Source organism: Vibrio sp. Isolate22 (assembly GCF_022398115.1).
Classification (GTDB): Bacteria; Pseudomonadota; Gammaproteobacteria; order Enterobacterales; family Vibrionaceae; genus Vibrio.
Window position 1 is genome coordinate 150,302 of sequence record NZ_JAKEUW010000003.1, and the last position, 24,989, is coordinate 175,290.

A 24,989-nucleotide genomic window follows, 5' to 3' on the forward strand; every position below is an offset into this window, starting at 1 on the left:
TACCAAAAGGGGCTGACACAATGTCAGCCCCTTTTTCGATCACTCGAAGCTCACTCATGAGCCTACTGTGCTAAGAACGCCGTCGTTACTTTAGCTGATCCCAAGAGATGTTTGATACCAGACGGCAGTCATCACACTTGAAATAGAAAATATCGTGGATCGGCGCATCTAGCAGCCATTCGCCACCACATTGCGGACATTTACGCTCTTTTTCGTCTTTCAAACTAATGCCACCTACACGGTACAAGTAGTAGTAAGTAGGAATCTTAGTCAGGTATTCGATACGCCCTCTCAAGCCCCAACCACGTTTGAATAGTACGCTTTTGGTATCGCTGATTTCCGTCAAGGTCGCGTGTTCCGCTCGACAACCACCACCCATTTGTACTTCATCACAGGCTTGCCATTCCGTCTGCCATTTCAGTACGGCTTTATGGTCGCCATTAAAGGTAGGTGGATTACGGTATAGTGGGATCGGCAACAAGCTATCACCACTGCGTAGCGGTGAGCAGGTATGCACAAAGGTGGTGTAAAGTACTTGCCAACTAGGCGCTTCATCTTCAGCCACTTCTTCTGAGTTCAAATCTCGACCCAGCAAGCGCATTTTAGGAGTCAGCAGGCTCGCATTAGACAGACGATCTAAGCACACTTTCACAAAATCTGAGTGATTACGAGGGTGTAAGCTATCTTGCTCTGGGCAGACAACACGAACGTAAAACTCGCCGTCACCCATCACGATAGGAAACTCACGGCCTAGCACTTGTCCGTTATAACGCAGTGCATCCATTAAGCCATTCACCGCCTTGTCGACAGCGCTTACCGTTGTGTTATCAAAACACTCAAATTGAAGTTCTAGTACGTACATCTATCTATACCGCTGGTTGTAACTTTTCTAAAAACTCAGCCAATGTCTCAGCGAGTACATCACGATTTTTGGTGCCTAAGCGCTCTAAAATCACGTTGCCAGTTAAGTTACAGATAGAGATAACATCCAGCTCTGCATCAGTCGCTGCGATGAAAACCGTCGGTTTCAGCTTTAGACGACGCTGCGTTACCAAGTGACCTAGAATATTTTCTTGCAGGCATTCGAAGTCTTCATCACTCCAAATCTGCAAAAGAGTCAGCTCATTACCGTCAAACGTCGCATTCATATCTGCGCTGTATTGAGCACCATAGAAGGTTTTGATGTCTTCATGCAGCGTTAGCTCGATGCCTGTTTCTACGTTAGTAAAATCAGCGAATTGCTCACGTGGGTAGTGTTTCCATAACACAGCGTCACCGCTCTTTTCTTCTACGCATGGCGATACGATGTCCACCAACTCCTCATTGCGAGGTAAAGTTTGGTGTTGCTGTTGCCACGCGTCAACGTATCGCTGACTAAAAGAAACCAGTGCGTCTTGAGCACGTTGAGTCATGAAAATCTCCTAAACACATAATAATAAATAGAATCTGAGCCTTTCCTTGCCAAATAAGCTTGTCTAATAAGCGATGACGTAATGACAGGGTAAAGGGGATTCAGTAAAATCGACCCCATTCTAATCGAATTTGAAACGAAAGTATGAGCAAATATTCTGACGCAAAAGAACTAGCGGGTTTAACGCTGGGCCAAAAAACTGAGTACTCTAACCAATACGATGCAAGTTTATTGCAACCAGTACCGCGTAGCCTGAATCGTGACGATCTAGCGCTAAACGGCGAGTTGCCTTTTGTTGGTCATGATATTTGGACTATGTACGAGCTTTCATGGCTGAATACAAATGGCCTGCCACAAGTGGCGGTAGGTGAAGTTTTCATCCCAGCAACTAGCCCAAATTTAATTGAATCAAAATCTTTCAAGCTGTATCTGAACAGCTACAACCAGACTCAATTCGAAAACTGGGAACAAGTGACTGAGCGCTTAACTCAAGATCTGTCGGCATGTGCGGGCGAAGCTGTGATCGTGAATGTTAACTCGGTAACCGACTACACCAACCAGCCTATCGTGACGATGGAAGGTGAATGTATCGATAATCAAGATATCCAAATCACTAGCTACGACTTTGAAGCGTCACTGCTTGAAGGTGCTGCTGGAGAGCAAGAGGTGGAAGAAACACTTCACAGTCATCTATTAAAATCGAACTGCTTGATCACCAATCAACCAGACTGGGGTAGCGTTGAGATCGCATATTCAGGCAAGCAAATTGACCGTGAAGCCCTGCTGCGCTATTTAGTTTCATTCCGTGAGCACAACGAATTCCACGAACAATGTGTTGAGCGTATCTTCACTGATATCATGAAATACTGCGCGCCTTCGAAGTTAACTGTGTTTGCACGTTACACGCGTCGTGGTGGTCTGGATATCAACCCATACCGTTCAACAGAGCAAGATAGACCAAGCCACAATAAGCGTATGGCTCGCCAATAATCGGCAAACCACATACTTATTTGGCACCTACCTAATCTTTAAAGGACACTGAAATGCGTTGGTTATACGTTGTTAGCCTATTTATTTTAAGCTTGAGCACCTCGGTGAATGCGTCGGTCTATTCTTCGGCGCTACTCAACGAAGCCAATAACTTGGTTGAGATAGAACCAAGCCAAGCAAAAAAAATGGCCAACAGCTATCTGACGCTGCGTGTCCTTTCTGATCAACGCGAGAAAAGCCCTTCAGCGATTTCTCGTGAAGAGACAGACTCTTCGATCCGCACTCCAAACAGCAGTATTGATGCTTACAAGATCTTAGCGAAAGCAGAGTACAACCTTGGTAATATTCGTATTGCGATCAAGCACATCGAAAAAGCCTCGGAACTCGCTAAAACCTACAAGCTTGACTATCTAAAGGTGGATCTTGAGATCCTAAAAGTTCGCTTAGTTTGGCTCAATGACAGAAAGTCAGACAAAGCCAAAGCCGAACTCGAAACTATCGAAGCAAACCTAGAATCAGTCAGCAAAACCTTGCGCTTAACAGAAGGTATCACCTACCGCTTAATCATGTTGAAAGCAGACATTGCGTCATACGACAACAAGATCGATGAAGCGGAAAAGTACTACCAAGAAGCTAAGAATTACCTCGACCAACGTTATTCAGAAAAGGTATCCATCGACTACCACATTGCAGTCGGTGAGTTTTATCTGAACCACAAAGAGTACAATCACGCGCTGTCTGAATTGTTGTATGGCTACTGGAAGTCAGTCGAAGGCAACCTGAGTGCACGCTTAGCAAAAGTGAACCGTCTACTGGCACAGCTGTTCTTTGAGCGCCAAGTGTTAGACAAAGCACTAGAGCACCTTTCTCAAGCCGCTGATTTCTATGACAACTTTGAAAACTCACCAGTATTAGCTCAAGTGCTCAAGAAAATGGGTGATGTGTACTTCTACCAAGGCAAATACAACCTTGCCCTAGTGCATTTCTTCAATGTGTTAGACCACGAAAGTACTGACCGAGATATCTACCAAGTCATCGATATTCGCTTAAGTTTATCAGCGACTTACCTGCGCCTTTATAATTACCCTCTTGCAGAACAGTACCTCTCCCGTGCTCTTGAACTGCTCGAGTATACCGATATGCCAAAACTGGAAGGCCGTGCTGCGCTGCTATCGGCTGGGCTGGCTTACCACCTGCAAGAGAGCGAAGATGTGATCAAGCATGCGACACGCGCGCTTGAGATCTCACGCCAAGTCGAGAACTCTCGCTTATCACAACGCTCATACTACTTGCTCTCTTTGGGTTACGAACAAGCCGGTCGCCCGCAGCAGGCGCTCGCTAACCTCAAGCAATACAACAGCCTAGTCTCTTTAGAGCAGCAAAAACTCAACCGTGTTGGTGAAGATGCATTCCGCCAACAGAAAGAGTTCGCCGAGCAGACCTTGCACTACGCAGGTCAAGCGCAAGAGCTAGAAAAGTACAAACTTGAACATCGTAAGTTCCAGAAGATCGCCTTCGCGCTATTCCTATTCAGTATTGTGCTGTTCTTCTTCGTGCTACGCCGAGGCTACATCATTCAAACCTTGGCCAAAGAAGTCGATTCACTGCGCACCGATCTCTTTACGCACTCGCGTTCCAAGCTGCCTAACCTAAGAATGCTAAACGCCAAACTGTCGAACTCTTTGGAGCAAACTAGCCAAACCTTTGAGCAATGGCAAATGGGTGAACTGATTCATGAACCACTGAACGACCGCTTGCGCTTCGTGATGATTGATCTACCTTTCCTACGCAATATGTACACGCAGAATGGTTACAAAGCCGGCCTAGAGCTCGAAGATGCATTCGGTGAGTTCCTCAAATCGAAACTGGAAGGACCATCTCGCGTTTACCATTTTTCGGATGCCAACCTACTCTACATCGAACCGAATTCAGATCGTGATTCATCGCCTGAAGCCATGTTCAGAAAAATTCAAGATTGGGTGAATGAGTTCGAGACCGAACGTAATATCAATCGTACCGTTCGCATGGGTATCGCTGACTACCCATTCTTGCCACGTGCGTACACCGCGATAAACGATCAAGAGCAATTAGATGTACTATTGATGTCGACAAACCTAGCGCGTGAGATAAGTCTCAAAGAGCGCAGCAGCCAATGGGTATACCTCAAAGCCATCGACAATGCACCAGCCGCAAGCCTTGCAACAGGTAACATAAGAGAAGCCTGTAAACATGCGATTAATCAAGGGCTAATAAAAATACAATCCTCGTACCAGAATGAGGACAACATCAAAAAAATGCTAAAAGATGACTGATTTGCGAGCGGTTAAGACTTGCAACTCGTGACCTTATTTTTAGTTTTGTTATTATCGATGTAACGGAATTTCATCAAAATGATCGAGTTCGATCTACGCGGCGCTATTTAATACATCTATGGGCATTCTTGAAAAAGACATTCAGGCGCAACTCCACCAGCTGAAATTTCAGTTGGAGCAAGTTCGTTTGACGCAAAGAGACACCTCGTTCAAATTTATTCGCGAACAAAAAGTTCTAAAGCGTATCGTCACATCGTTAAGCGACGCGTGCGTTGGCAGCAATAGCCATTTAGATGAAAACCTCATTGCCCTTAGGGAAGAGCTAGAAAAGCAAAAAGACATTAGCTCAATGATCCCAAAGCTGGCAGTACTTGAAAGGATGCTAAAGCAGAAAACGTTGGCTATGGATAAACAGAACGGATATCTGGACGATAGCATTAAGCACAGTGGGGAAACGCTGCAACGCATAACTGGTCTTCCAGCGCAGCTCAAGCGAGACCTACGAAACTTACTTAGCTTCTCCGAATGCAATGGCAGTCAGAAAGTCGACCATGCAATAAAGCTACTCGGTATTTATGAGCGTGCCATCAAGATTATGGCGAACAACTCACGCTCGCAGTTTGCTGACGCTGCACATTCTCCGGAACAAGAGCTCCTTTCCGACCTATCAAACGAATTACAACATCTGATTACTGAACTCGATTTTGAGGGAGAATCAGGTGACATGCTGACCGATATTCGCGCAAAGCTATTGCTTGGTGTTTCTACACAAAACCTGCTTGAGCTGACACTTCAGATCCTCAAACTGGTCATTGAAGGCACCACGCTCGAGCGAAAAAAATCTGAGCAGTTTATCGATCAACTTAACGCGTCACTCGCATCGAGCATCAAAACGGCAGATCAAAATACCGATCAAAGCCAAAGCTATTTTGAGCATCGCCAAGGTCTAAACTCAGAGCTAACAGAGCTAGTGAGTAAGAGTCAGAACTCTTTAGATAAAGCGAAGGATGTTGATAGCTTAAAGCAGTCGATCAGTCCCCTACTCAATGAAATTGCCTCTCTATCAGAAAGGTTGAATCACGCCGAGCAAAAAGAGCAAGCACTGATCGAACGAATGAGCTACGGAAAAACTCAGCTCGATTCACTGTATGAAGTAACTCAAGATTACCGCAAACGTCTAGAAGATCAGGCTCAGCGTATGCTACTTGATCCGCTAACGAAGGTTTACAACCGTACTGCTTTTACTGATCGTTTAGAGCTTGAGTACCGCCGTTGGATTCGTGCACAACACTCACTACGTGTAGTGCTGCTTGATATCGACAACTTCAAATCGATCAACGATAGCTTTGGTTACACAGCGGGCGATAAAGCACTGAAAATCATAGCACGAACCATCACCAAAGAAACCAGCACCACTGATACTGTGGCTCGTTTTTCTGGTGAAGAGTTTGTTTTGCTGCTCCCAGAGCAGACCGATGAATATTGTCATCAGGTGATACAAAACATTCAGACTCAAGTGAGCCGTTTGCCATTTAAGTTCCGTGACCAACAAATCACGATAACCTTATGTGCTGCAAGTACTCAGTTCAAAGAGTCAGATACACCAGAAGAAGTATTAGAGCGACTCAATAAAACTTTAAATAAGGCAAAACAGCGCGGTAGCAACCAACTTGTTTGGCACTAAGCAGCCTTAAATTTAATTTATTTCATTTTTTCAAATACTTATCACATACCAATTTCCTCAATGTTTGCTAAGCTAATGATTAACATTCGCTTAACAAGCATTCTTGGCAAGCAATGCCATATATTCGCTCTTGAGCAGTTTATATAATCCATTAAGCAACGCTGTCGTATTCGTTTCGTCTGGTTAACTCTCTCACCTTTAACCAAACACTTTCAACGTTTGCTTCTCACTCTCGAGCCAGAGGGTTACTTAACTGTCTCCCCTGCTCTTATCAACAAGGAGGCACTATGATCACTCATATCAGCCCTGCCGGTAGCATGGATTTACTCTCTCAACTTGAGGTTGAGCGTCTTAAGAAAACCGCGTCTAGTGATCTGTACCAACTGTATCGTAACTGTACGTTAGCGGTACTTAACTCGGGTAGTCATACCGACAACTCCAAGGAATTGCTCGATAAATACAAATCGTTCGATGTGGAAGTCGTACGCCGTGAGCGTGGTATTAAGCTCGAACTGAGCAATCCGCCAGAGCATGCCTTTGTTGATGGCGAAATCATCAAGGGTATTCAAGAACACCTATTTTCAGTGCTGCGTGACATTGTGTACGTCAACATGCACCTAGCTGACAATCAAAGGCTTAACCTGACCAACGCCACTCATATTACTAACCTAGTGTTTGGTATTTTGAGAAACGCCGGAGCACTAACTCCGGGTATCGAACCGAACCTCATCGTGTGTTGGGGCGGTCATTCAATCAATGCCAGCGAATACCAATACACTCGTGAAGTGGGTAATGAACTAGGCTTGCGAGAACTCAACATCTGTACTGGTTGTGGACCAGGCGCGATGGAAGGCCCAATGAAGGGGGCGGCAATTGGTCACGCGAAGCAGCGTTACACCGACCACCGTTACCTAGGTCTGACTGAACCATCCATCATTGCGGCAGAGCCACCAAACCCTATTGTGAATGAGCTAGTGATCATGCCTGATATCGAGAAGCGTCTTGAAGCGTTTGTTCGTATGGCGCATGGCATCATTATCTTCCCTGGAGGTCCAGGTACTGCCGAAGAGCTGTTGTACATCTTAGGTATTATGATGCACCCGAATAACGCCGATCAGCCAATGCCGATTGTGTTAACGGGCTCAAAAGAGAGCGAAGCTTACTTCCGCTCGATCGATAAGTTTATTGGTGAGACATTAGGTCCAGAAGCACAAAAACATTATGAGATCGTGATTGATGATCCGGCTCGCGCCGCGAAAATCATGAAGCAAGCTATGCCGGACGTACGTTCTCACCGTAAAGAGACCGGCGATGCGTACAGCTATAACTGGTCACTGCATATTGAGCCTGAGTTCCAACTGCCGTTCGATCCGACTCACGAATCGATGGCAGCACTCGACCTACATATGGACCAGAAAACAGAAAGCCTTGCGGCAAATCTGCGTAAAGCGTTCTCGGGTATTGTTGCGGGTAATGTCAAAGCTGAGGGTATTCTAGAGATAGAAAAACACGGCCCATTCATTATCGATGGTGACAAAGAGCTGATGACTAAGATGGACCAACTGCTTAACGACTTTGTTGAACAACATCGAATGAAGCTACCGGGCGGTACCGACTACGTGCCTTGCTACAAAATCGCTTCAAGTGATTGAGGCGTTTACGCTACCAACGTTTCAACTCACTAACTGATACGTTACTATAAGGGGCTAGCAGCCCCTTTTTTATTGCCAATTTAGTGGAAACTTATGTCTATCCATCTTGTTATTATCGATGCCTTGAACCTCATCCGACGCGTGCACTCCGCTCAGCCGGATCCAACCGATATAGCAAGAACCATCAACACGACAACTCGCACTCTGAATAAGATTATTTCCGAGTCCAAGCCGACTCATATCATCGCGGTGTTTGATCATCACCTGCAAGACCGAGGCTGGCGCGCGGAAGTACTGCCTGCTTACAAGCAGAACCGTAAACCCATGCCAGAGCCGCTCATGCAAGGCCTTGATGCGATCCAACAAGCTTGGTGGGAATTAGGCATAGATTCGTTACTGTCCGATGGCGATGAAGCTGATGATTTAGTGGCAACGCTGGCTAAGAAGGTCGCAGACCATGGCGAGACCGTCACCATCATCTCTACAGACAAAGGCTACTGCCAACTGTTGTCGCCTACCCTGCAGATCCGTGATTATTTCCAACATCGCTGGTTAGATAAGCCCTTTATCGAGGCGGAGTTTGGTGTAAAACCAGAACAGCTTGCAGATTACTGGGGATTAACCGGTGTAAGCTCTAGCCAAGTGCCTGGCATCCCTGGCGTAGGGCCGAAAGCAGCAAAAGAGATATTAACTTCGTACCCCGATATTGAAACTGCATACCAAGCGGAAGACTTACCGAAGAAATATCGTAAGAAGTTTGATGAACACATTGAGTCCGCTCGAGTGTGTAAGCAAGTCTCAGCTCTCAAAACAGACATAGATTTAGGTTTTAACCTGCAAGATATTCGTTACGAAGCGAGCGCTTAACTCTACATAGAAACCCTTTGTTATACGAAGTTCCAGATACAGAAAACCCTTAGTCGATACTAAGGCTTTTTGTTATTTTGGCTGCCGCCTAACTGAACTTAATCGGATGATTAGAAGTTATAAGCGATAGAAGCTTTGAAGTTACGACCGGCTTCGTAGCTGGTGTACTTATCTGAGCCCCAAGAGATACCAAAGCCAGTATGCTCTGCGTATTTCTTATCAAGAATGTTATCGATACCGATGTTCATCTCTAGGTCTTTCGCAAACGTAGGTGTGTAAGCCGCCCAAATATTATGCGTAGCAAAACCAGCACGCTTCACTTGCTCACCCTTTTCATCCGTGTAGTCATTACCCGGAACGAAGCGAGAGTCCCAACCAAACACCAACTCACTGTTTAGGCTGTAGTTAAAGCCCGCTTTAAAGTTGTGAATGCCAGTTTTGCTCATGTGGCTTGTTTTGCCACTCTCTAGGTCTTTCTGATCACCATCCGAGTAAGAGTGGTTAGCGTATACACTCAGAGAGTCTAGTGCGTAGCTCAGTACCGTTTCTACACCCCACACTTCAACATCATACTGGTTTGCCAGTGTTGAGTTATTCTTAGTTGGGTGCATTTGATTATCTAGGTTGTAGGTGTAAGCCGTGAAACCTAGGATAGCGTAGTCCGCCGCCAGTAGACGTGTCAGCTCGTAATCAAAACCAGCCTCGTAGTTATTACCCGTCATCGCCTTAGTATCAGACTGATTAACATCAGATGCGGCTTTCATCGTTAATGCTTCTGGCAATGATGCACCTTTAAACAAACGACCGTACCCTACGCGAAGTTTTAGATTCTCCGTGGTTTGGTATTCACCTTTGAATTTAGGAGACAGCTGGTCAAAATCACCATCGTAAACACCACCAAGCTTATGAACGTCGTAACGTAAACCTGTTGTTAAACGGAAGTCACTAAACTCGTACATGTCTTGTAGGTAAAGGCCGTAAGCTGTCACGGTACCACCATCCATACCGTACTTCTTGGTTTCACCTTGCTTAGAACCGCTTTGGTAAACACCGTCACCCGCGTCAATCCATTGCTCTGCTTTATAACCATCAAGGCCGTAAGTTAACTCATGCTCACCAACCCAAGAGATATTGCGAATGTCACCACCAATAGTCGTCACATTGTATTCACGATGTGGGATTGATAAGTCACCATCTTTAGTAAATTCCCAAGAGCCATTTACTTGATTCCAATCGCCGTACTCTTCTGTTAGAGCATCACGATCCATGTACTGGCGGTTGTAATAAATATTAGTTTTTAGGTGTACTAAGTCGCTACCCGCATCGTATTCGTGTTGCAGAGTCACAGTATCACGGTTAAGCGAATGGTAGTTGTGCTCCTCATCCGCATACAGAGCACCGGCCTTCTCACCAGAAAGCTGACGTTTACCGCCATCGTTGTATCGGTTAAAAGTCAGTTTAAATTCATTAGCGTCATTCGGGATGAATACCACTTTCGCGATGCCAGACTTCAGTTCGCCTTGCTTAGATGTCACCGCTTCCTGATCTGGGATGTGCAGGTCACCATCTTCAGAGTAGTTTGCAATCCCCATGAATTGCAGCTTGTCGTTTACTTTTGCATACACAGCAACGTTGGTTGCGAAACGTTCGTAAGCCGTTTGGTAGCTAGTTTTAACTCGAGCACCAATGCTTTCACCTGGTTTAAGAAGGTCGCTTGGATCTTTTGTCTCGTAGCTGAATGAGCCGTTAATCGCACCAGAGCCAGACAGTGCAGAGTTACCGCCTAATTCAATTTCAGCACGCTTAAGCATCGCTGGGTCAATGGCCTGATCACCAGAGTGGTGGAACAGCTGACCTTCTTGACGTGCACCATCAATAGTCACCACGGCAAACTTGTCTTCCATACCACGTACATACACTTTGCGAGAGTAACGTGCGTTTCCGTCTACCGTTACGCTTGGCATAGTATTCAGAACGTCTTTAATGTCTGATGCTTGTTTCTTTTCAAGTGTGTCAGAGTTGATTTCAGTCTGAACAAGTTGATCAAGAGCTGAACCAATTACCACTACCGTTTCTTGTTCGTCGGCAGCAAGGGCTGTAAATGAAGTTAAGGCAACCGTAACGGCTACTGAAAGTGCTTTAAGTTTCATACTGTGTTTTTATGTTTTATAGATTTAAGTCAGGGACGTGAATATTACACAAGTTGAATGATAATTCTTATCATTTGCATTCTTTACTTACGTTCACTTACTTTTCATAAAATAAATTTTGCTAAGATGCCCTCGCTGTAAAACTTACTTCGTTTTGCTGCTGAATCTTTGAATAAATCCTGCTTCGTATCACCCCTGAAGATAGGTAGCCGTAAGTCTCGATCACTTACGGCTTTTTTAATATTCGAATACTGAAATAGCCGACATTTCGACGATTTTGACTTCATTAACGCGCCTAAATCCGAATATTTAACGAATTTTAGATACAAAAAATGCCCCTTAAAGGAGCATTTTTATCACTGATATATCAACGCTAATATTAGTGCGGTGAGATGTTTGAAAGCGACTGAATATGAACGGTAATCTCTTCACGGTCATGATATAAGTGCTTCGCCTGCATCTTGAACTTCACTTTGTTCTCAATCAGGAACAGTTTTAAGTTCTCAATATCTTGCAGAACTTCATCGTAACGGCCCTTCATTGGCAGTTTAAGGTTGAATAGTGCTTCTTTCGCCCAACCTTTGATGATCCACTCACCCATAAGGTGTGCAACGCGCGCTGGTTTTTCAACCATGTCACAGATGATCCAAGTGACGTTCTTACGGTCTGGTTCGAACTTAAAGCCATCCACCATGTGGTGTTTGATTTGGCCAGTTTCCATCAGGCTGTCTGCCATCATGCCGTTATCGACACAGTGAACGAACATCGAGCGCTTAACCAATTGGTAAGTCCAACCACCTGGACAGGCACCTAAATCTACACCCCACATACCCGGAGCAAGACGCTCATCCCACTCATCACGAGGGATGAACACGTGGAACGCTTCTTCTAGCTTCAATGTAGAACGGCTTGGCGCATCTGAAGGGAACTTCAAACGAGGGATGCCCATAAAGAATTGTGAGTTGTTGGTTGGGTAAGAATAACCAACAAAACAGTGACCCGGTGCGATGAAGCAAAAATGAAGCACAGGCTTCTTAGCGTTATCCTTAGCTGTCATCAGACCTTTGCCACGCATAGCTTGGCGCATTGGCACTGTAAACTTACGACAGAACTTCAGTAGCTCTTTTGCTTCGTTAGTATCTGGCGTTTCAATACGGATATCACCACAACGTGGGAAACCTTCTTTCTCAGAAAGCGCCTCAAGAATTGGAGAGATGCGGTCATCGGTTGGTAGATCTTTGATTTCAACTGCTACAGCTAGCATTTGACGAGCAAAGATCAATGATTGGAAATCGATCTCTTTGATCAACTTGTCCGCTTCACCAGCTTGGTAACATTCAAACAATACGAAACCGGTATTGTTCTTTAAGCGAGGAAAACCAAACACTTCCAGTTGTGTTGCCTTGTCTTGAATTTCGCCAGCACATTCTTTTTCAAAACCAGAGCGACAATAAAGTAGTACGTGTTTCACTGAGTTACCTCTTTTATATTCAAAGCAGCGAAGGAGAAGACTCCCCAACCAATGATAAATAGTAGACCACCAAACGGAGTTATTGGGCCAAACCATTTTATTCCTGTCAGTGCCAACGCATACAGGCTGCCACTAAAACAAAGGATGCCGATGATAAAGCAAATTGCCGCAATGAAAAAATATTTTTGTGATTTAGCGCCAAGTTTCATCTGTAGCAGAGCACCACACGCGAGTATCGCTAACGTGTGAATAAACTGATACTGAACACCCGTTTCGAATACACCTAACAGGTACTCAGGCAAAATAGCTTTTAAACCGTGTGCAGCAAACGCGCCAAGCATCACCGCAATAGCGCCAGATAGACCAGCGAAGGTAAGTAGGTACTTACTTTTCATTAAGCACCTCTTTAATAAATGCTGAGAGCTTTTCAACCGTTAATGCGATGTTCTGTTGCTCTGTATAACCAGAACTCTTGCGTGGTTTGAAGCTATGATCACCATCAGGAATAAACTCAACTCGAATAGAATCCGACAGGTCGAAATCAGCAAACTCTTCACGCTTACCAAAGGTATCGCGCTCGCCTTGAAGAATCAGACACGGCTTTTGCAAAGAAGCGAGGTGTTCACCTTTATAATTCTCTGGCTTACCCGGAGGATGAAAAGGGAAACCTAAACAAGCCATCGCTGCCACTTTATCCAACTCAGATAAGTGACTCGCCATGCGGCCTCCCATCGACTTACCACCAATCACAAGCTTGTCAGCATCGGTTTGTTCAATGATCTCTTGATAGGCTTCAAGCAGCTTAGGCGCTCTGTCAGGTGGACGACGCTTACCATCTTCGGCACGCTTAATCATATAAGGGAAATTGAAACGAACCACTCGTATCCCTTTAAAGGCTAACCCTTTGGCTACCGACTGCATGAACTCATGATCCATACCTGCGCCCGCACCGTGCGCAAAGATAAAGGTGATCGGATTATCTTCACCATCAATAATGATGTTACTCATCAAGTAAGTCCTCTTGTTCACTTTGTGCTTTAGCCAGCATCCAATCACGGAAAGTAGCGATACGGCCCATGTCAGCTTGTTTCTCATGACACACAACATAGAAAGCATTCTTACTTACTAAGACTTCATCAAACGGCGCAATCAAGCGACCCGCTTCAATTTCAGGTTGTGCGAGAACGTTGTTGCCCAATGCAATGCCTTGCCCGTGTGCGGCAGCTTGAAGCACCATGGTTGAGTGGCTGAAGATCGGTCCATGGTTTACATTAACGCCATCAATGCCGTTTTGTTTCGCAAACTGTTTCCAATCTTTACGAGAGGTGTCATGCAATAGCGTATGGCATGCTAAATCTTTTAGAGATTCTAATGGTTTTGTTCCCAATAACACAGATGGGGAACAGAGAGGAACCAAGTACTCTTGATACAATTTATCGGCTCTCAAGCCCGGCCAGCTCCCTCGACCATAGTAGATTGCGACGTCCACATCATCCGTCAACGAACCTTCATCCATATCAACGGCCTTAATTCGAACATCGATATCAGGTTCTTGTTGATTAAAGTCAGCAAGCCTTGGTACTAACCATTGAATCGCAAAGCTTGGTGGCAAGCTGATGGTTAACGCGCCCTTCTCACTTCTCTCAAGCACCTTATCAGTGGCCTCAGCCAATGATGTAAATATATCTTTGATATCTAAGAAGTAGCTTTGCCCTTCTTCAGTGAGCAACAAAGAACGGTTTCTTCGGCGAAAAAGCTTCAAAGACAGAAACTCTTCTAAAGCTTTTATCTGGTGACTAACCGCAGCTTGAGTAACAAACAACTCTTCAGCGGCACGCGTAAAACTCAAGTGTCGAGCCGCAGCTTCAAACACTCTTAGCGAGTTTAATGGGGGTAATCGACGAGACATAGTTACTCTCTAAATAAGCATTAGTTTTTTTTATCTGAAACATTATAATTTGTCCGTTGCCTAGCGGCTAGAGAAATTCTATATTTCATTCCGCAGCAGCTAGCCTGAACGGCTTGATTCTCTCTAGAATCAATTGGCTTAGCTCCTGCGATGTTGTGTTTGCAAACTCGTACTTTTCGAGTTGGGTAGAGTTCTACCAAATGTTTTGTTGCAGCTACGCGCTGAAACGAGGCATCTACTTCCTGTATTTATTTTGACCTGTCTGTCAAATTTGTTTACACCGCCTATTAGGCGGTGTTTTTTTATGCCCAAAGAAAAGTAACAACAAGTTTATCAATAGCTGTGCTAATTAATTCTTACTATTTCTTTACTCTACTCACAAAATGTAAAGCCTAATTACTTAAACAATCATGCGCATACAAAAGTAAGCATTTAATTGCACCTTTTGGTAACAACGCGAATGCTAACAGTGCAAACTAAAAATCGATTGATAACATCAGCTTGTTTGTCAACAAAAGACCATACGAGCAACACAGTGAAACAACTGTATCGATTACAGAATAACAATCAACCGATAAATAAAAAGCCGCTTACTTTTCAGTAAGCGGCTTTCTGTATCTGTTACAACCTAAGTCATGCTCTAAGCTACCTGACTATGGGCGGTAAACCTTAACATTCTTGAAGCCCTGCTCTTGCAGATAAAGCGCTTGCAGACGGCTCATAACACCACGGTCACAGTACAGTAAGTACTCTTTACCTTGGTCTAGGTCGCCAAATTGCGTTGCTAGCTTGTAGAAAGGCAGGTGTTTTACATCAACGCCATCGATTTCTAATGGGTTTTCGTCTTCTTCGTCTGGGCTGCGGATATCAAGAACGATAGCGTGCTCAGCAACAGCTTGAACCTGCTCCACTTCTGGAGCTTGCTCTTGGCTCTCTTTCTCAATGTCACGGATATCCATAACACGAGCGTTCTCAATCACTTGCTCTAGAACTTCAAAGTTAAACTTAGCTTCTTCTGCTTCAAGTTTACCTTTCTTCGCTTTCACTGTTGGCTTCTTAGAGATAACACCACAGTATTCAGGCATTACTTTCGCGAAGTCTTCAGTGCCGATCTCGCGCGCAAGGTCGATGATGTCTTCTTTATCCCAGTTGATAAGTGGACGAAGGATCAACGTGTCCGTTACGTTATCAATGTGACGCAGGTTAGTTAGCGTTTGGCTTGATACCTGACCTAGTGCCTCACCAGTAACCAATGCTTCGATCTTGAACTTGTCCGCAACCATGCCACCAGCACGCATGAACATACGCTTAAGAACCACGCCCATTTGGCCGTCTTCTACGTTCTCAAGGATTTCAGCAACAACCGGTTCGAAATCAACAGAGATGAACTTCACTTTTGCAGAAGAACCGTACTTGTTCCATAGGTAGTGAGCTACTTGCTTAACGCCAATCTCGTGCGCAGGACCGCCAAGGTTGAAGAAACAGTAATGAACTTTAGAGCCACGTTTGATGTGTAGGTAGCTTGATACGCCAGAGTCAAAACCACCAGAGATCAAGCTCAGTAGGTCTTCTTGAGTACCTAGAGGGAAACCACCAAGGCCTTTGTGACGCGCCAGAACTTGGTTCAGCTTGTCATTAGCGACTTCAACTTTAACCGTTACTTCTGGATCTTTCAGCTTAACGCGTGCCGACTCAACTGCTTGGTTCAGACCGCCACCTACGTAGCGCTCAAGCTCGATAGACGTGAACTCATGTTTACCACGACGCTTAGCACGAACAGAGAACGTTTTACCTTCAATGTCAGCACGGCTGCGCTCTAAAACTTGCTCGTAAATATCGTGCAAGTCTTTGAAGTCTGACTGTTGTACTTCTAAAGAGTGGTGAATACCAGGAGTATGAGTAAGAGCCTCCAGCACTTCTGTGTAGTACTTATCACTCTCAGACGTCACTTCGATATGGTCACGACGGTTAAATACCGCAACACCTTCACAGCGACGCTGAATAACGTTACGAATGTTGCACTCTAGAATCCTTGTGAAGCGCTTACGCACCGATTCACTTTTTACAAAAATTTCCGGATGGGGCTTAACAATAAATTTCATAGTACGTTCACAACATTAATGTTCAAAATTTTAAAAGGCTCTTCGCCAAGTAAATTGGAGAATTTACGCAGCACTTGAAGCAAGAGTAGATCATATCTAAATCTAAGGGCGCGAATTATACATGAGAAAGTGAAACAAGGAAAAGAGTGCTTGCTTTGGCACCAGTAATAAATACACACCCTATTAAAAATAGCATGCTTACTCACGATCGGCATTCTTATAGATAGATGGGTAGATAAGCCAACCACTCACCACATAAATAAAAAGCCCAACCTCATCATAAGGTTGGGCTTTCTGGTTAATTTGATAACTCAGCTTAACTTGTAGCTCGGTACTATTCAGAAATCACTGGAACTTCATCGCTGTAAAGTGGCTCACCTTGCATGATACTGATCTCGACGCGACGGTTCAGGCTACGCTGCCATTCAGTATCATTCGGCTCTACAGGCTCAGTATCCGCCATACCACGTACTCTCAAACGTTGATGAGAGAATCCGCGAACCTTTTCCATCTCTTGAGCAACAGATACCGCTCGCTGAGAGGACAGATCCCAATTCGAGCGATATAGCTCAGAATCAAGACGTTGGTTATCAGTATGCCCAGAGATTCGAACAATGCCCGGAACATCTTTCACTAATTCAGCCACCTGTCTCACCAAAGGTCGGAACTTAGGCTGCAAGAAAGCAGAGCCCGATGGGAATGCTCCCTTCTCACGAATTCGAATCACAATCTGTTGACCAAGGTTTTCTACCTCAATCGCGCCTTGGTCGATTTCTCGTTCCAACGCCTTCTTGATGCTTTCCATCAAGGTTTCCATCTCTTGCGATTGAGCTTCGGCTTGCTGTTGCTGCTGGTCGGACTCAGAGTTTTGGTTATCGTGAGTCGATACCTCTGGCGACTTGCCTCCGGTCATCTTGCCTTGGTCACGCATGGTACCACCAGCGCGCTCAGATTCACCTTCATGAAATTCCAACGTCTGCTGAGTGATATCTATCGTTTGCTGCATGATCACATCAATCGGCGTAGGCTCTGGACGACCAGGGCGAAACTCTTGCGCAATGATGCTAGTCCCTTTCGGGATATCTTTTACTTCTAAACGGTTCTGTACACCAAATGCGAACTTCATCGAGCCAGCGATCTGTTTGAACTTCAGTACATCCATCTCAGAGAATGAGAGTAGAAGTACGAAGAAACACATCAACAGTGACATCAAGTCAGCAAATGTTCCCATCCATTGAGGTAACCCCGGAGGAGGACATTTACATGGATTCTCTTCATCCATCTTCAACTCCTCTTACGCAGGTTCACCATCAATCGTACGCTTACCTTCATTCAGGTAGCTCTTCAGGTAACCATCAATAACTCGTGGGTTTTGACCATCTTGGATAGCCAGCACACCGTCCATCACCAAACGACGGTTCAGTGTCTCTTGGTCACGACGCAGCGCCAGTTTGTCTGCAATTGGGAAAAACACCATGTTCGATAGAATTGCGCCATACAAGGTGGTTAAAAGTGCAACCGCCATCGCAGGGCCGATCGCTTTAGGGTCATCCATGTTCGAAAGCATGGCAACCAGACCAACCAAGGTACCGATCATACCCATCGCAGGGGAAACATCACCAAATGCAGAGAACACCTTCGCGCCCTGCTCATGACGTTCTGTCGTTAGCGCAATGTCTTTTTGTAATGCAGCACGCACTACATCACCATCATGACCATCAACCAACAGGTCGATGCCCTTTTGCATAAAGCTGTTGCTTATTTCCATCTCTTCCAGAGCTAAGAAACCACCTTTACGTGCTGCGTCCGCCATTTCAACAATCTTAGCGATAAGGTCTTCAGGCTCATCGGCTTTAAACATAAATGCTTTGCCGGCAATTTTAGCCGCACCAAAGAACTGTCCCATGGTGAACTTCATTAGAACAACAAACGTTGAACCACCAATCACGATCAAAATGGATGTCGTGTCATAGAACATCCCGAGGCTTCCACCTAGGATCATTGCCATGATTACAAAGGCAAATCCACCAATCAAACCTATTAGGGTTGCTAAATCCACTGAGCACTCCTCATGCTTTTTTGTAGCTCTATGTCGACGATAATCCTTTTATCGGCAAGACTATAAGATCTTTTAGTAAATTCTTGGCCTAAGTATCACACTTTTGTTTTTTGTATCACAACTATTACCTGCTTCCCCGTTCTCGAACAGCCATAAACTCGAGAAAGGTAGGGTTATTAAAGGAAAGTGGCTTCAAGCCTCTTAAAAACGAACTTTCTAGCAAAATTTATTGGTTACATTTGACCATCTGAACGCCCTAGGGTAACGTTCGTTCATCTTTCCAAACGCAGATTTATTATGGCTACTAAGAAACCTGAAAATATGAGCTTTGAAGCGGCAATCGAAGAGCTCGATGGCTTGGTTGATCAACTAGAAAACGGTGATCTAGCTTTAGATGATGCGCTGAAAAAATTCGAACGAGGTATCTCCCTCGCTCGTGCAGGTCAAAGTAAACTAAACGATGCAGAACAACGTGTTAGCATCCTACTGCAAAATGACGAAAATGCAGAACTGAGTGACTTTAACCCACAACCAGAATAACGAATTGTATGAGATCCCCTATGATCGAGACTTTATTGTCTTATCAAGCACGTAATAACGAGCAACTGAACCTTTGGCTTGACCGCCTGCCACACCAAAATCAGAACCTGATCAACGCAATGCGTTATGGGTTACTTTTAGGCGGCAAACGCGCGCGTCCATTTCTTGTCTATATTACAGGGGAAATGCTCGGTTGCACCGCGGAAGAACTCGATACTCCAGCTTCTGCAGTCGAATGTATTCATGCCTATTCTCTGATTCATGATGACCTTCCAGCAATGGACGACGACGAACTGCGTCGTGGCCACCAGACTTGTCACATAAAATTCGATGAAGCGACGGCTATTTTAACCGGCGATGCACTACAAACTCTCGCATTTACTATACTTGCAGAAGGCACATTAAGTGCTAATGGTGAAAGCAACCGCGTTCGAATGATTCAACGCTTAGCTGAAGCCTCTGGAGCTCAAGGTATGTGTATCGGTCAGGCACTCGATATCGAAGCTGAAAACCGCGCAGTGACGCTTGAAGAGCTGGAAGAAGTTCACCGCAATAAAACCGGTGCTCTTATGAAGAGCGCAATCCGTTTAGGTGCGCTGGCTGCAGGTGAAAAAGCATTCGAGGTGCTGCCTCAATTAGATAAGTACGCAGATGCCATCGGATTAGCCTTCCAAGTTCAAGACGATATCTTGGATATCATTGGCGACACCGAAACTTTGGGTAAACCACAGGGCTCTGACCAAGATTTGAACAAAAGTACCTACCCTTCTTTGCTAGGTTTAGAGGGCGCTCAAGAAAAAGCGCAATCTCTGCTGCAGGAAGCGCTTCAAGCTTTGGCTGCGATCCCATACAATACCCAGTTACTCGAAGAGTTCGCCCGATACGTCATCGAGCGCAAGAACTAAGACAATAAGCGCGCATTACCTATGACTCTTGATATATCAAAGTACCCAACTCTTGCTTTGGCTGATAAGCCAGAGGATTTGCGTCTTCTCCCAAAAGAGACGCTGACACAGCTTTGTGATGAATTACGCACCTATCTTCTCAACTCAGTGAGCCAATCAAGTGGTCACTTAGCATCAGGCTTAGGTACGGTAGAGCTCACTGTCGCTCTGCACTATGTGTACAACACTCCTTTTGACCAATTGGTTTGGGATGTTGGCCACCAAGCATACCCGCACAAAATTCTTACCGGTCGCCGTGACCGCCTGTCGACTATCCGCCAAAAAGGCGGACTGCACCCATTCCCATGGCGTGAAGAGAGCGAGTACGACACTCTTTCTGTTGGTCACTCATCAACATCGATCAGTGCTGCTCTCGGCATGGCGATCAGTGCCAAGAAAGAAGGTAAGAACCGCAAAGTTGTGAGCGTGATTGGTGACGGTGCGATTACTGCTGGTATGGCATTTGAAGCCATGAACCACGCGGGTGATGTTCACAATGACATGCTGGTTATCCTAAACGATAACGAGATGTCTATCTCTGAAAACGTAGGTGCGCTTAATAACCACCTAGCTCAAGTTCTTTCTGGCAGTCTTTACACGTCTATTCGTGAGGGCGGCAAGAAAGTGCTATCTGGCGTTCCGCCGATTAAAGAGCTAGTTCGTCGTACAGAAGAACACCTGAAAGGCATGGTTGTTCCTGGCACCATGTTTGAAGAGCTCGGCTTTAACTACATCGGCCCAGTAGACGGCCACGATGTAAACGAGCTGATTAAAACGCTAAAGAACATGAGAGATCTAAAAGGTCCTCAGTTCCTGCATATCATGACTAAGAAAGGTAAAGGCTACGAGCCAGCAGAGAAAGATCCAATTGGTTACCACGGCGTACCTAAATTCGATCCTGCACACTCAAGCCTGCCTAAGAGCACTAGCTCTAAGCCAACGTTCTCTAAGATTTTTGGCGATTTCCTATGTGATATGGCAGCACAAGATCCTAAGCTGATGGCGATCACGCCAGCTATGCGTGAAGGTTCTGGCATGGTGCGTTTCTCTAAAGAATACCCAGATCAATACTTCGATGTAGCGATTGCTGAGCAGCACGCCGTGACGCTAGCAACGGGTATGGCGATTGCGGGTGATAAGCCGATTGTGGCTATCTACTCGACTTTCCTACAACGTGGCTACGATCAACTGATCCACGATGTGGCTATCATGGATCTACCGGTTATGTTCGCGATTGACCGCGCAGGTCTTGTAGGTGCCGATGGTCAGACACACCAAGGTGCGTTCGACTTAAGCTTCATGCGCTGCATTCCAAACATGGTGATCATGGCACCAAGCGACGAAAACGAATGTCGTCAAATGCTGTACACTGGCCACCAGCACAATGGACCAAGTGCAGTTCGTTATCCTCGTGGTAATGGCATGGGCACAGAAATCCAAAGTGAGTTTACTGCACTTGAGATTGGTAAAGGCCGCATCGTTCGTGAAAGCTCAAAAGCAAAAGATGGTGCTAAGGTTGCTATCCTAAGCTTTGGTACTTTCCTAGAAAACGCACTTCAAGCTGCTGATCCAATGGATGCCACCGTTGCAGACATGCGCTTTGTTAAGCCGCTAGATGAAGCTCTAATCAAACAACTTGCGGCTGACCACGATGTACTGGTAACAATCGAAGAAAATGCGATTGCCGGTGGTGCAGGTGCAGGTGTTATTGAGTTCTTGATGCAAAAGAAACTGCTAATGCCAGTACTGAACCTTGGCCTACCAGACAAGTTCATTGCTCAAGGCACTCAAGGTGAGCTGCATGAAGAGCTAGGCTTAGACGCGAAAGGTATTGAGAAGTCTATCTCTGACTACCTTGCTAAATAGCTTTCAGTAGCAAACTGCATAAGCAACAAAACAAAAAAAGGTTGGCCCTAGGGTCAACCTTTTTAGTATCCGCTAACTTATTAGCTAGCTACTGTTTAAATCAGTTGTTACAGCAAATTAGCAGCACGGCTTAAGAACAGGCGCATCGTAGTTCTCAGGTTCGTCAGAGTAGATAGCAACATTAAAGTTCTCAACTAAACCTGTTTCATCAACACACTGCTCTTGGAAGAACTGTTGAATTTCACGACGTTGGCAGTGCGCTTCAAACGCTTCGTTATCCGCCCAGATTTCGTTGAAAGCAATCGGGAAGCTCTGACCTTCCGCAAACGGGCTCTGAATGTGGCGAGTTACTGTGTATTGAATACAGCCATCTTCACGCAGAGTGTTTGGCTCTAGTGCTTTTAATACCTCAAACAGCTCATTCAGTTTGCCTTCTTTAGGCTGAAATTGAGCGATGCAGTAAACCTTCTTAGACATTGTAATTCCTTGTTTTATCTTTATTTAAACTAGCCAACCTGCGAAATGGGCCACAGCATATAGCGAAATTGCCGCCATAACACCTGCCACAATATCATCAATCATGATGCCTAAACCGCCATGAACTCGGGCATCTAACCAGCCAATCGGCCACGGTTTTACCATGTCAAAGAAGCGGAATAGAACAAAACCTGTCAGTAGCCATTTCCAATCATCGGCAGGAATGCTCAACATTGGTACTAGGCTCATGGTGATCCAAAAGCCCGCAAACTCATCCCATACGATAGAACCATGATCGTGAACACCCATATCATCAGACGTCACTTGGCAGATTTTGATACCAATAATGCAGCTTACCACGACCACCGCTACATAAGCTGGGAAAGGCAACTGAACCAATAATAGATAAAGAGGAATCGATGCAAGTGTCCCCATGGTTCCAGGAATAATAGGCGATAAGCCACTGCCAAAACCCGTCGCTAGTAAGTGCCAAGGGTTCTTAAGAGAGATTGCAGATAGTGGGTTTGTCATCAATTAACCTTAAAGTGATCGTAACCTGTTAAGCTCCAACTTAACGGTTCACCATTATTGTGTAGTTCAAAGTATTCTACAGGTCTTATTTGACCAATACAGGTGACTTTTGTTCCAGTGTGTGACAAAGCACTTTCCAATGAACCTTTATTCTCTTCCGGCACGGTAAAGCAAAGCTCATACTCCTCACCACTGGTCAGGGCATACTGCTGCGCTGTAGCGATATCTGGGGCAAACTGGAGTAATTCAGGGGAGATAGGTAAGGTACTCACGTCGATGCTTGCACCAACCTCTGAGCGCTTAAGGATGTGTTTCAAATCCGAGATGACACCATCTGAGATATCAATTGCCGATGAAGCAAGATTGACAAGCGCTTGGCCAGCTAACACTCGTGGAGAACTGATGTAGTGTCTCTCTTCAAGCTCTTTCGCATACGGCTTAGATTGGTTTGTTGTTGGATCTAATAGAACCTCTAGACCAGCCTTGCTGTCGCCCAGATTGCCTGTCACATAAATCCAGTCTCCAACCTTGGCACCGTCTCTGCGCAGGGCTTTCCCCTCTGGTACAAAGCCTTGCACTGTCAATGTCAGGCTTAGTGGCCCTTTCGTAGTATCACCACCAATTAACTGAATACCGAAGTAATCTGCCAGTTTGAAGAAAGAGTCACAGAACGGCGCTAACCACGCTTCATCCACTTCTGGCATAGTTAAGGCAAAAGAGACCCACGCCGGCGTTGCGCCCATAGCAGCCAGATCACTGATGTTTGAGGCTAATGCTTTGTGCGCGACCCAAGCCGGGTTTGCTTCTGCTAGAAAGTGAGTGCCCGCGACTAAGGTGTCTGTGCTGATCGCGATCTCAACATTACTTGGGGCCTTCACCAAAGCGCAGTCATCACCAGCGGCGAGGTGTACGTCTTTACGTTGAGGCTGTCGATTGACGAAATATTTATCGATTAGGTTGAATTCACCAGACATCACATGCCCTATCTTTGGAATTTACTTACAAAAAAGGCCAGCATGAAAGCTGACCTTTAGATTCAATATACGTAGAGATTACTTCTTACGTACGTGTGGCGCTGCTTTATCAAGCACACCATTCACAAACTTATGGCTGTCTTCTGCTGCGAATACTTTCGCTAGCTCGATAGCTTCGTTGATAACCACTTTGTATGGTACATCTTCGCGACGAGTCATCTCGTACATAGCTAAACGTAGAAGAGCAAGTTCCATTAAGTCCAAATCTTGCATCGGGCGAGATACGAATGGACGAAGCTTGCTATCAAGTTCCATGTGGCTAAGAGCAACACCAGTTAGTAGGTCGCGGAAGTATGCAACGTCTGTTTCTGGCATAGCAAGTGCAGGTTCTGCAGCATGATTTTCTTCTTCATCATACTTACCACCAGATAAGAACTGTTCTTCAACGGTAGCAATATTTTCTTTAGTAATTTGCCAAGAATAAATTGCTTGTAGAGCAAATTGACGTGCGTTACGACGTGCGGCTGGTTTCACACTGGCCCCCATTAGGAATCGATTTCAGAAAGAACGTTGATCATCTCAAGTGCGCTTAGTGCAGCTTCTGCACCTTTATTACCAGCCTTGGTTCCTGCGCGTTCAATAGCTTGATCGATCGTATCAACGGTTAGTACGCCGAATGCTACTGGAAGAGAGTATTCCAGAGACACTTGCGCCAAACCTTTATTACATTCACTACAAACATAGTCAAAATGAGGCGTACCGCCACGAATTACTGTACCAAGAGATACAATCGCGTCGAACTTACCCGTTTTTGCAACGCGCTGCGCTACAAGTGGAAGTTCTACTGCACCAGGACAACGAACAACAGTGATGTTGTCTTCGCTTACTTGTCCGTGACGTTTTAAAGTATCGATTGCACCAGAAAGTAAACTTTCGTTAATAAAACTGTTGAAACGAGCAATAACGATAGCAATTTTTGCATTTGGCGCTGGGAAGCCACCCTCGATCACTTTCATAAGCCTTCCTTTAACTATTTTCATCAAGTGAGAA

General features: G+C 45.2%; 23 protein-coding genes. 8 read left to right on the forward strand and 15 right to left on the reverse strand.

What is annotated here, in order from left to right; genetic code table 11:
* Nucleotides 1–85: 85 nt before the first annotated feature.
* Together L1D55_RS03530 and syd are read right to left on the reverse strand one after the other, a co-directional pair.
* On the reverse strand, nucleotides 86–862 hold the full coding sequence (locus tag L1D55_RS03530) for a Zn-ribbon-containing protein (protein ID WP_004738535.1): 777 nt from the start codon (nucleotides 860–862) through the stop codon (nucleotides 86–88).
* A gap of 4 nt (nucleotides 863–866) precedes the next feature.
* Entirely contained in the window at nucleotides 867–1,412 is a 546-nt protein-coding gene (gene syd / locus L1D55_RS03535) for a SecY-interacting protein (protein WP_239916529.1), read from the reverse strand.
* A gap of 143 nt (nucleotides 1,413–1,555) precedes the next feature.
* On the opposite strand from syd, the gene queF reads away from it, so the two are divergent.
* The 5 genes from queF to xni all read left to right on the forward strand — a co-directional run bounded on the left by queF (nucleotide 1,556) and on the right by xni (nucleotide 8,916).
* Nucleotides 1,556–2,401, forward strand: coding sequence for an NADPH-dependent 7-cyano-7-deazaguanine reductase QueF (gene queF / locus L1D55_RS03540; protein ID WP_171367879.1), 846 nt, complete (start codon nucleotides 1,556–1,558; stop codon nucleotides 2,399–2,401).
* Nucleotides 2,402–2,454: 53 nt separating this feature from the next.
* Nucleotides 2,455–4,713, forward strand: a complete 2,259-nt coding sequence (locus tag L1D55_RS03545; protein WP_239916530.1) for a tetratricopeptide repeat protein — start codon at nucleotides 2,455–2,457, stop codon at nucleotides 4,711–4,713.
* 118 nt (nucleotides 4,714–4,831) lie between these two features.
* Nucleotides 4,832–6,397, forward strand: coding sequence for a GGDEF domain-containing protein (locus tag L1D55_RS03550; RefSeq protein ID WP_239916531.1), 1,566 nt, complete (start codon nucleotides 4,832–4,834; stop codon nucleotides 6,395–6,397).
* A 287-nt stretch (nucleotides 6,398–6,684) separates the two neighbouring features.
* On the forward strand, nucleotides 6,685–8,049 hold the full coding sequence (gene ppnN / locus L1D55_RS03555) for a nucleotide 5'-monophosphate nucleosidase PpnN (RefSeq protein ID WP_239916532.1): 1,365 nt from the start codon (nucleotides 6,685–6,687) through the stop codon (nucleotides 8,047–8,049).
* Nucleotides 8,050–8,142: 93 nt separating this feature from the next.
* A complete protein-coding gene (xni, locus tag L1D55_RS03560; RefSeq protein ID WP_239916533.1) occupies nucleotides 8,143–8,916 on the forward strand; it encodes a flap endonuclease Xni in 774 nt (257 codons plus the stop codon).
* A 110-nt stretch (nucleotides 8,917–9,026) separates the two neighbouring features.
* Here xni and L1D55_RS03565 read toward each other — a convergent pair whose 3' ends face one another.
* The 8 genes from L1D55_RS03565 to pomA form a co-directional block, all read right to left on the reverse strand.
* On the reverse strand, nucleotides 9,027–11,066 hold the full coding sequence (locus L1D55_RS03565; protein ID WP_239916534.1) for a TonB-dependent receptor: 2,040 nt from the start codon (nucleotides 11,064–11,066) through the stop codon (nucleotides 9,027–9,029).
* A gap of 379 nt (nucleotides 11,067–11,445) precedes the next feature.
* Nucleotides 11,446–12,537, reverse strand: a complete 1,092-nt coding sequence (gene rlmM, locus L1D55_RS03570) for a 23S rRNA (cytidine(2498)-2'-O)-methyltransferase RlmM (protein WP_239916535.1) — start codon at nucleotides 12,535–12,537, stop codon at nucleotides 11,446–11,448.
* Nucleotides 12,534–12,932 carry a DUF423 domain-containing protein gene (locus L1D55_RS03575; RefSeq protein ID WP_128159631.1) on the reverse strand — a complete coding sequence of 133 codons (399 nt, stop codon included), beginning with the start codon at nucleotides 12,930–12,932 and terminating at the stop codon, nucleotides 12,534–12,536. The genes rlmM and L1D55_RS03575 overlap by 4 nt, the downstream gene beginning before the upstream one ends.
* A complete protein-coding gene (locus tag L1D55_RS03580) occupies nucleotides 12,922–13,545 on the reverse strand; it encodes an alpha/beta fold hydrolase (protein ID WP_137408258.1) in 624 nt (207 codons plus the stop codon). Before L1D55_RS03580 ends, L1D55_RS03575 begins: the two co-directional genes overlap by 11 nt.
* A complete protein-coding gene (locus tag L1D55_RS03585) occupies nucleotides 13,538–14,446 on the reverse strand; it encodes a transcriptional regulator GcvA (protein ID WP_239916536.1) in 909 nt (302 codons plus the stop codon). The genes L1D55_RS03580 and L1D55_RS03585 overlap by 8 nt, the downstream gene beginning before the upstream one ends.
* A 653-nt stretch (nucleotides 14,447–15,099) precedes the next feature.
* Nucleotides 15,100–16,548: a tRNA uracil 4-sulfurtransferase ThiI gene (gene thiI, locus L1D55_RS03590; RefSeq protein WP_239916537.1), complete on the reverse strand. Its 1,449-nt coding sequence runs from the start codon at nucleotides 16,546–16,548 to the stop codon at nucleotides 15,100–15,102.
* Between the two features lie 334 nt (nucleotides 16,549–16,882).
* Entirely contained in the window at nucleotides 16,883–17,830 is a 948-nt protein-coding gene (locus tag L1D55_RS03595; protein WP_102426134.1) for a flagellar motor protein MotB, read from the reverse strand.
* A 12-nt stretch (nucleotides 17,831–17,842) separates the two neighbouring features.
* Entirely contained in the window at nucleotides 17,843–18,607 is a 765-nt protein-coding gene (pomA, locus tag L1D55_RS03600; RefSeq protein ID WP_004741515.1) for a flagellar motor protein PomA, read from the reverse strand.
* A gap of 297 nt (nucleotides 18,608–18,904) precedes the next feature.
* Here pomA and xseB point away from each other — a divergent pair, with 297 nt between their 5' ends.
* The 3 genes from xseB to dxs are packed head-to-tail and all read left to right on the forward strand — an operon-like array spanning nucleotide 18,905 to nucleotide 21,957.
* Entirely contained in the window at nucleotides 18,905–19,147 is a 243-nt protein-coding gene (gene xseB, locus L1D55_RS03605; protein ID WP_004734405.1) for an exodeoxyribonuclease VII small subunit, read from the forward strand.
* A gap of 20 nt (nucleotides 19,148–19,167) precedes the next feature.
* Complete coding sequence (gene ispA, locus L1D55_RS03610) at nucleotides 19,168–20,052, forward strand: (2E,6E)-farnesyl diphosphate synthase (RefSeq protein WP_239916538.1); 885 nt, start codon at nucleotides 19,168–19,170, stop codon at nucleotides 20,050–20,052.
* 21 nt (nucleotides 20,053–20,073) lie between these two features.
* Nucleotides 20,074–21,957 carry a 1-deoxy-D-xylulose-5-phosphate synthase gene (dxs, locus tag L1D55_RS03615; protein ID WP_239916539.1) on the forward strand — a complete coding sequence of 628 codons (1,884 nt, stop codon included), beginning with the start codon at nucleotides 20,074–20,076 and terminating at the stop codon, nucleotides 21,955–21,957.
* 117 nt (nucleotides 21,958–22,074) lie between these two features.
* On the opposite strand, the gene L1D55_RS03620 is transcribed toward dxs, so the two are convergent.
* The 5 genes from L1D55_RS03620 to ribE form a co-directional block, all read right to left on the reverse strand.
* Nucleotides 22,075–22,434, reverse strand: coding sequence for a putative quinol monooxygenase (locus L1D55_RS03620; protein WP_008218634.1), 360 nt, complete (start codon nucleotides 22,432–22,434; stop codon nucleotides 22,075–22,077).
* Between the two features lie 24 nt (nucleotides 22,435–22,458).
* Nucleotides 22,459–22,965, reverse strand: a complete 507-nt coding sequence (gene pgpA, locus L1D55_RS03625) for a phosphatidylglycerophosphatase A (protein WP_239833528.1) — start codon at nucleotides 22,963–22,965, stop codon at nucleotides 22,459–22,461.
* Nucleotides 22,965–23,939, reverse strand: a complete 975-nt coding sequence (thiL, locus tag L1D55_RS03630) for a thiamine-phosphate kinase (RefSeq protein ID WP_239916540.1) — start codon at nucleotides 23,937–23,939, stop codon at nucleotides 22,965–22,967. The genes pgpA and thiL overlap by 1 nt, the downstream gene beginning before the upstream one ends.
* 78 nt (nucleotides 23,940–24,017) lie before the next feature.
* Nucleotides 24,018–24,485, reverse strand: coding sequence for a transcription antitermination factor NusB (gene nusB / locus L1D55_RS03635; RefSeq protein ID WP_004741509.1), 468 nt, complete (start codon nucleotides 24,483–24,485; stop codon nucleotides 24,018–24,020).
* The gene (ribE, locus tag L1D55_RS03640; protein WP_004741508.1) at nucleotides 24,485–24,955 is read right to left on the reverse strand and encodes a 6,7-dimethyl-8-ribityllumazine synthase; all 471 of its coding nucleotides are present in this window, start codon (nucleotides 24,953–24,955) and stop codon (nucleotides 24,485–24,487) included. The genes nusB and ribE overlap by 1 nt, the downstream gene beginning before the upstream one ends.
* Nucleotides 24,956–24,989: the final 34 nt, after the last annotated feature.

Bases quoted from the DNA above. Each gene is read 5' to 3' on its own strand.
- L1D55_RS03530 (WP_004738535.1), bottom strand. From the start codon at position 862: ATGTACGTACTAGAACTTCAATTTGAGTGTTTTGATAACACAACGGTA.
- syd (WP_239916529.1), bottom strand. From the start codon at position 1,412: ATGACTCAACGTGCTCAAGACGCACTGGTTTCTTTTAGTCAGCGATAC.
- queF (WP_171367879.1), top strand. From the start codon at position 1,556: ATGAGCAAATATTCTGACGCAAAAGAACTAGCGGGTTTAACGCTGGGC.
- L1D55_RS03545 (WP_239916530.1), top strand. From the start codon at position 2,455: ATGCGTTGGTTATACGTTGTTAGCCTATTTATTTTAAGCTTGAGCACC.
- L1D55_RS03550 (WP_239916531.1), top strand. From the start codon at position 4,832: ATGGGCATTCTTGAAAAAGACATTCAGGCGCAACTCCACCAGCTGAAA.
- ppnN (WP_239916532.1), top strand. From the start codon at position 6,685: ATGATCACTCATATCAGCCCTGCCGGTAGCATGGATTTACTCTCTCAA.
- xni (WP_239916533.1), top strand. From the start codon at position 8,143: ATGTCTATCCATCTTGTTATTATCGATGCCTTGAACCTCATCCGACGC.
- L1D55_RS03565 (WP_239916534.1), bottom strand. From the start codon at position 11,066: ATGAAACTTAAAGCACTTTCAGTAGCCGTTACGGTTGCCTTAACTTCA.
- L1D55_RS03575 (WP_128159631.1), bottom strand. From the start codon at position 12,932: ATGAAAAGTAAGTACCTACTTACCTTCGCTGGTCTATCTGGCGCTATT.
- L1D55_RS03580 (WP_137408258.1), bottom strand. From the start codon at position 13,545: ATGAGTAACATCATTATTGATGGTGAAGATAATCCGATCACCTTTATC.
- L1D55_RS03585 (WP_239916536.1), bottom strand. From the start codon at position 14,446: ATGTCTCGTCGATTACCCCCATTAAACTCGCTAAGAGTGTTTGAAGCT.
- thiI (WP_239916537.1), bottom strand. From the start codon at position 16,548: ATGAAATTTATTGTTAAGCCCCATCCGGAAATTTTTGTAAAAAGTGAA.
- L1D55_RS03595 (WP_102426134.1), bottom strand. From the start codon at position 17,830: ATGGATGAAGAGAATCCATGTAAATGTCCTCCTCCGGGGTTACCTCAA.
- xseB (WP_004734405.1), top strand. From the start codon at position 18,905: ATGGCTACTAAGAAACCTGAAAATATGAGCTTTGAAGCGGCAATCGAA.
- ispA (WP_239916538.1), top strand. From the start codon at position 19,168: ATGATCGAGACTTTATTGTCTTATCAAGCACGTAATAACGAGCAACTG.
- dxs (WP_239916539.1), top strand. From the start codon at position 20,074: ATGACTCTTGATATATCAAAGTACCCAACTCTTGCTTTGGCTGATAAG.
- L1D55_RS03620 (WP_008218634.1), bottom strand. From the start codon at position 22,434: ATGTCTAAGAAGGTTTACTGCATCGCTCAATTTCAGCCTAAAGAAGGC.
- pgpA (WP_239833528.1), bottom strand. From the start codon at position 22,965: ATGACAAACCCACTATCTGCAATCTCTCTTAAGAACCCTTGGCACTTA.
- thiL (WP_239916540.1), bottom strand. From the start codon at position 23,939: ATGTCTGGTGAATTCAACCTAATCGATAAATATTTCGTCAATCGACAG.
- nusB (WP_004741509.1), bottom strand. From the start codon at position 24,485: ATGGGGGCCAGTGTGAAACCAGCCGCACGTCGTAACGCACGTCAATTT.
- ribE (WP_004741508.1), bottom strand. From the start codon at position 24,955: ATGAAAGTGATCGAGGGTGGCTTCCCAGCGCCAAATGCAAAAATTGCT.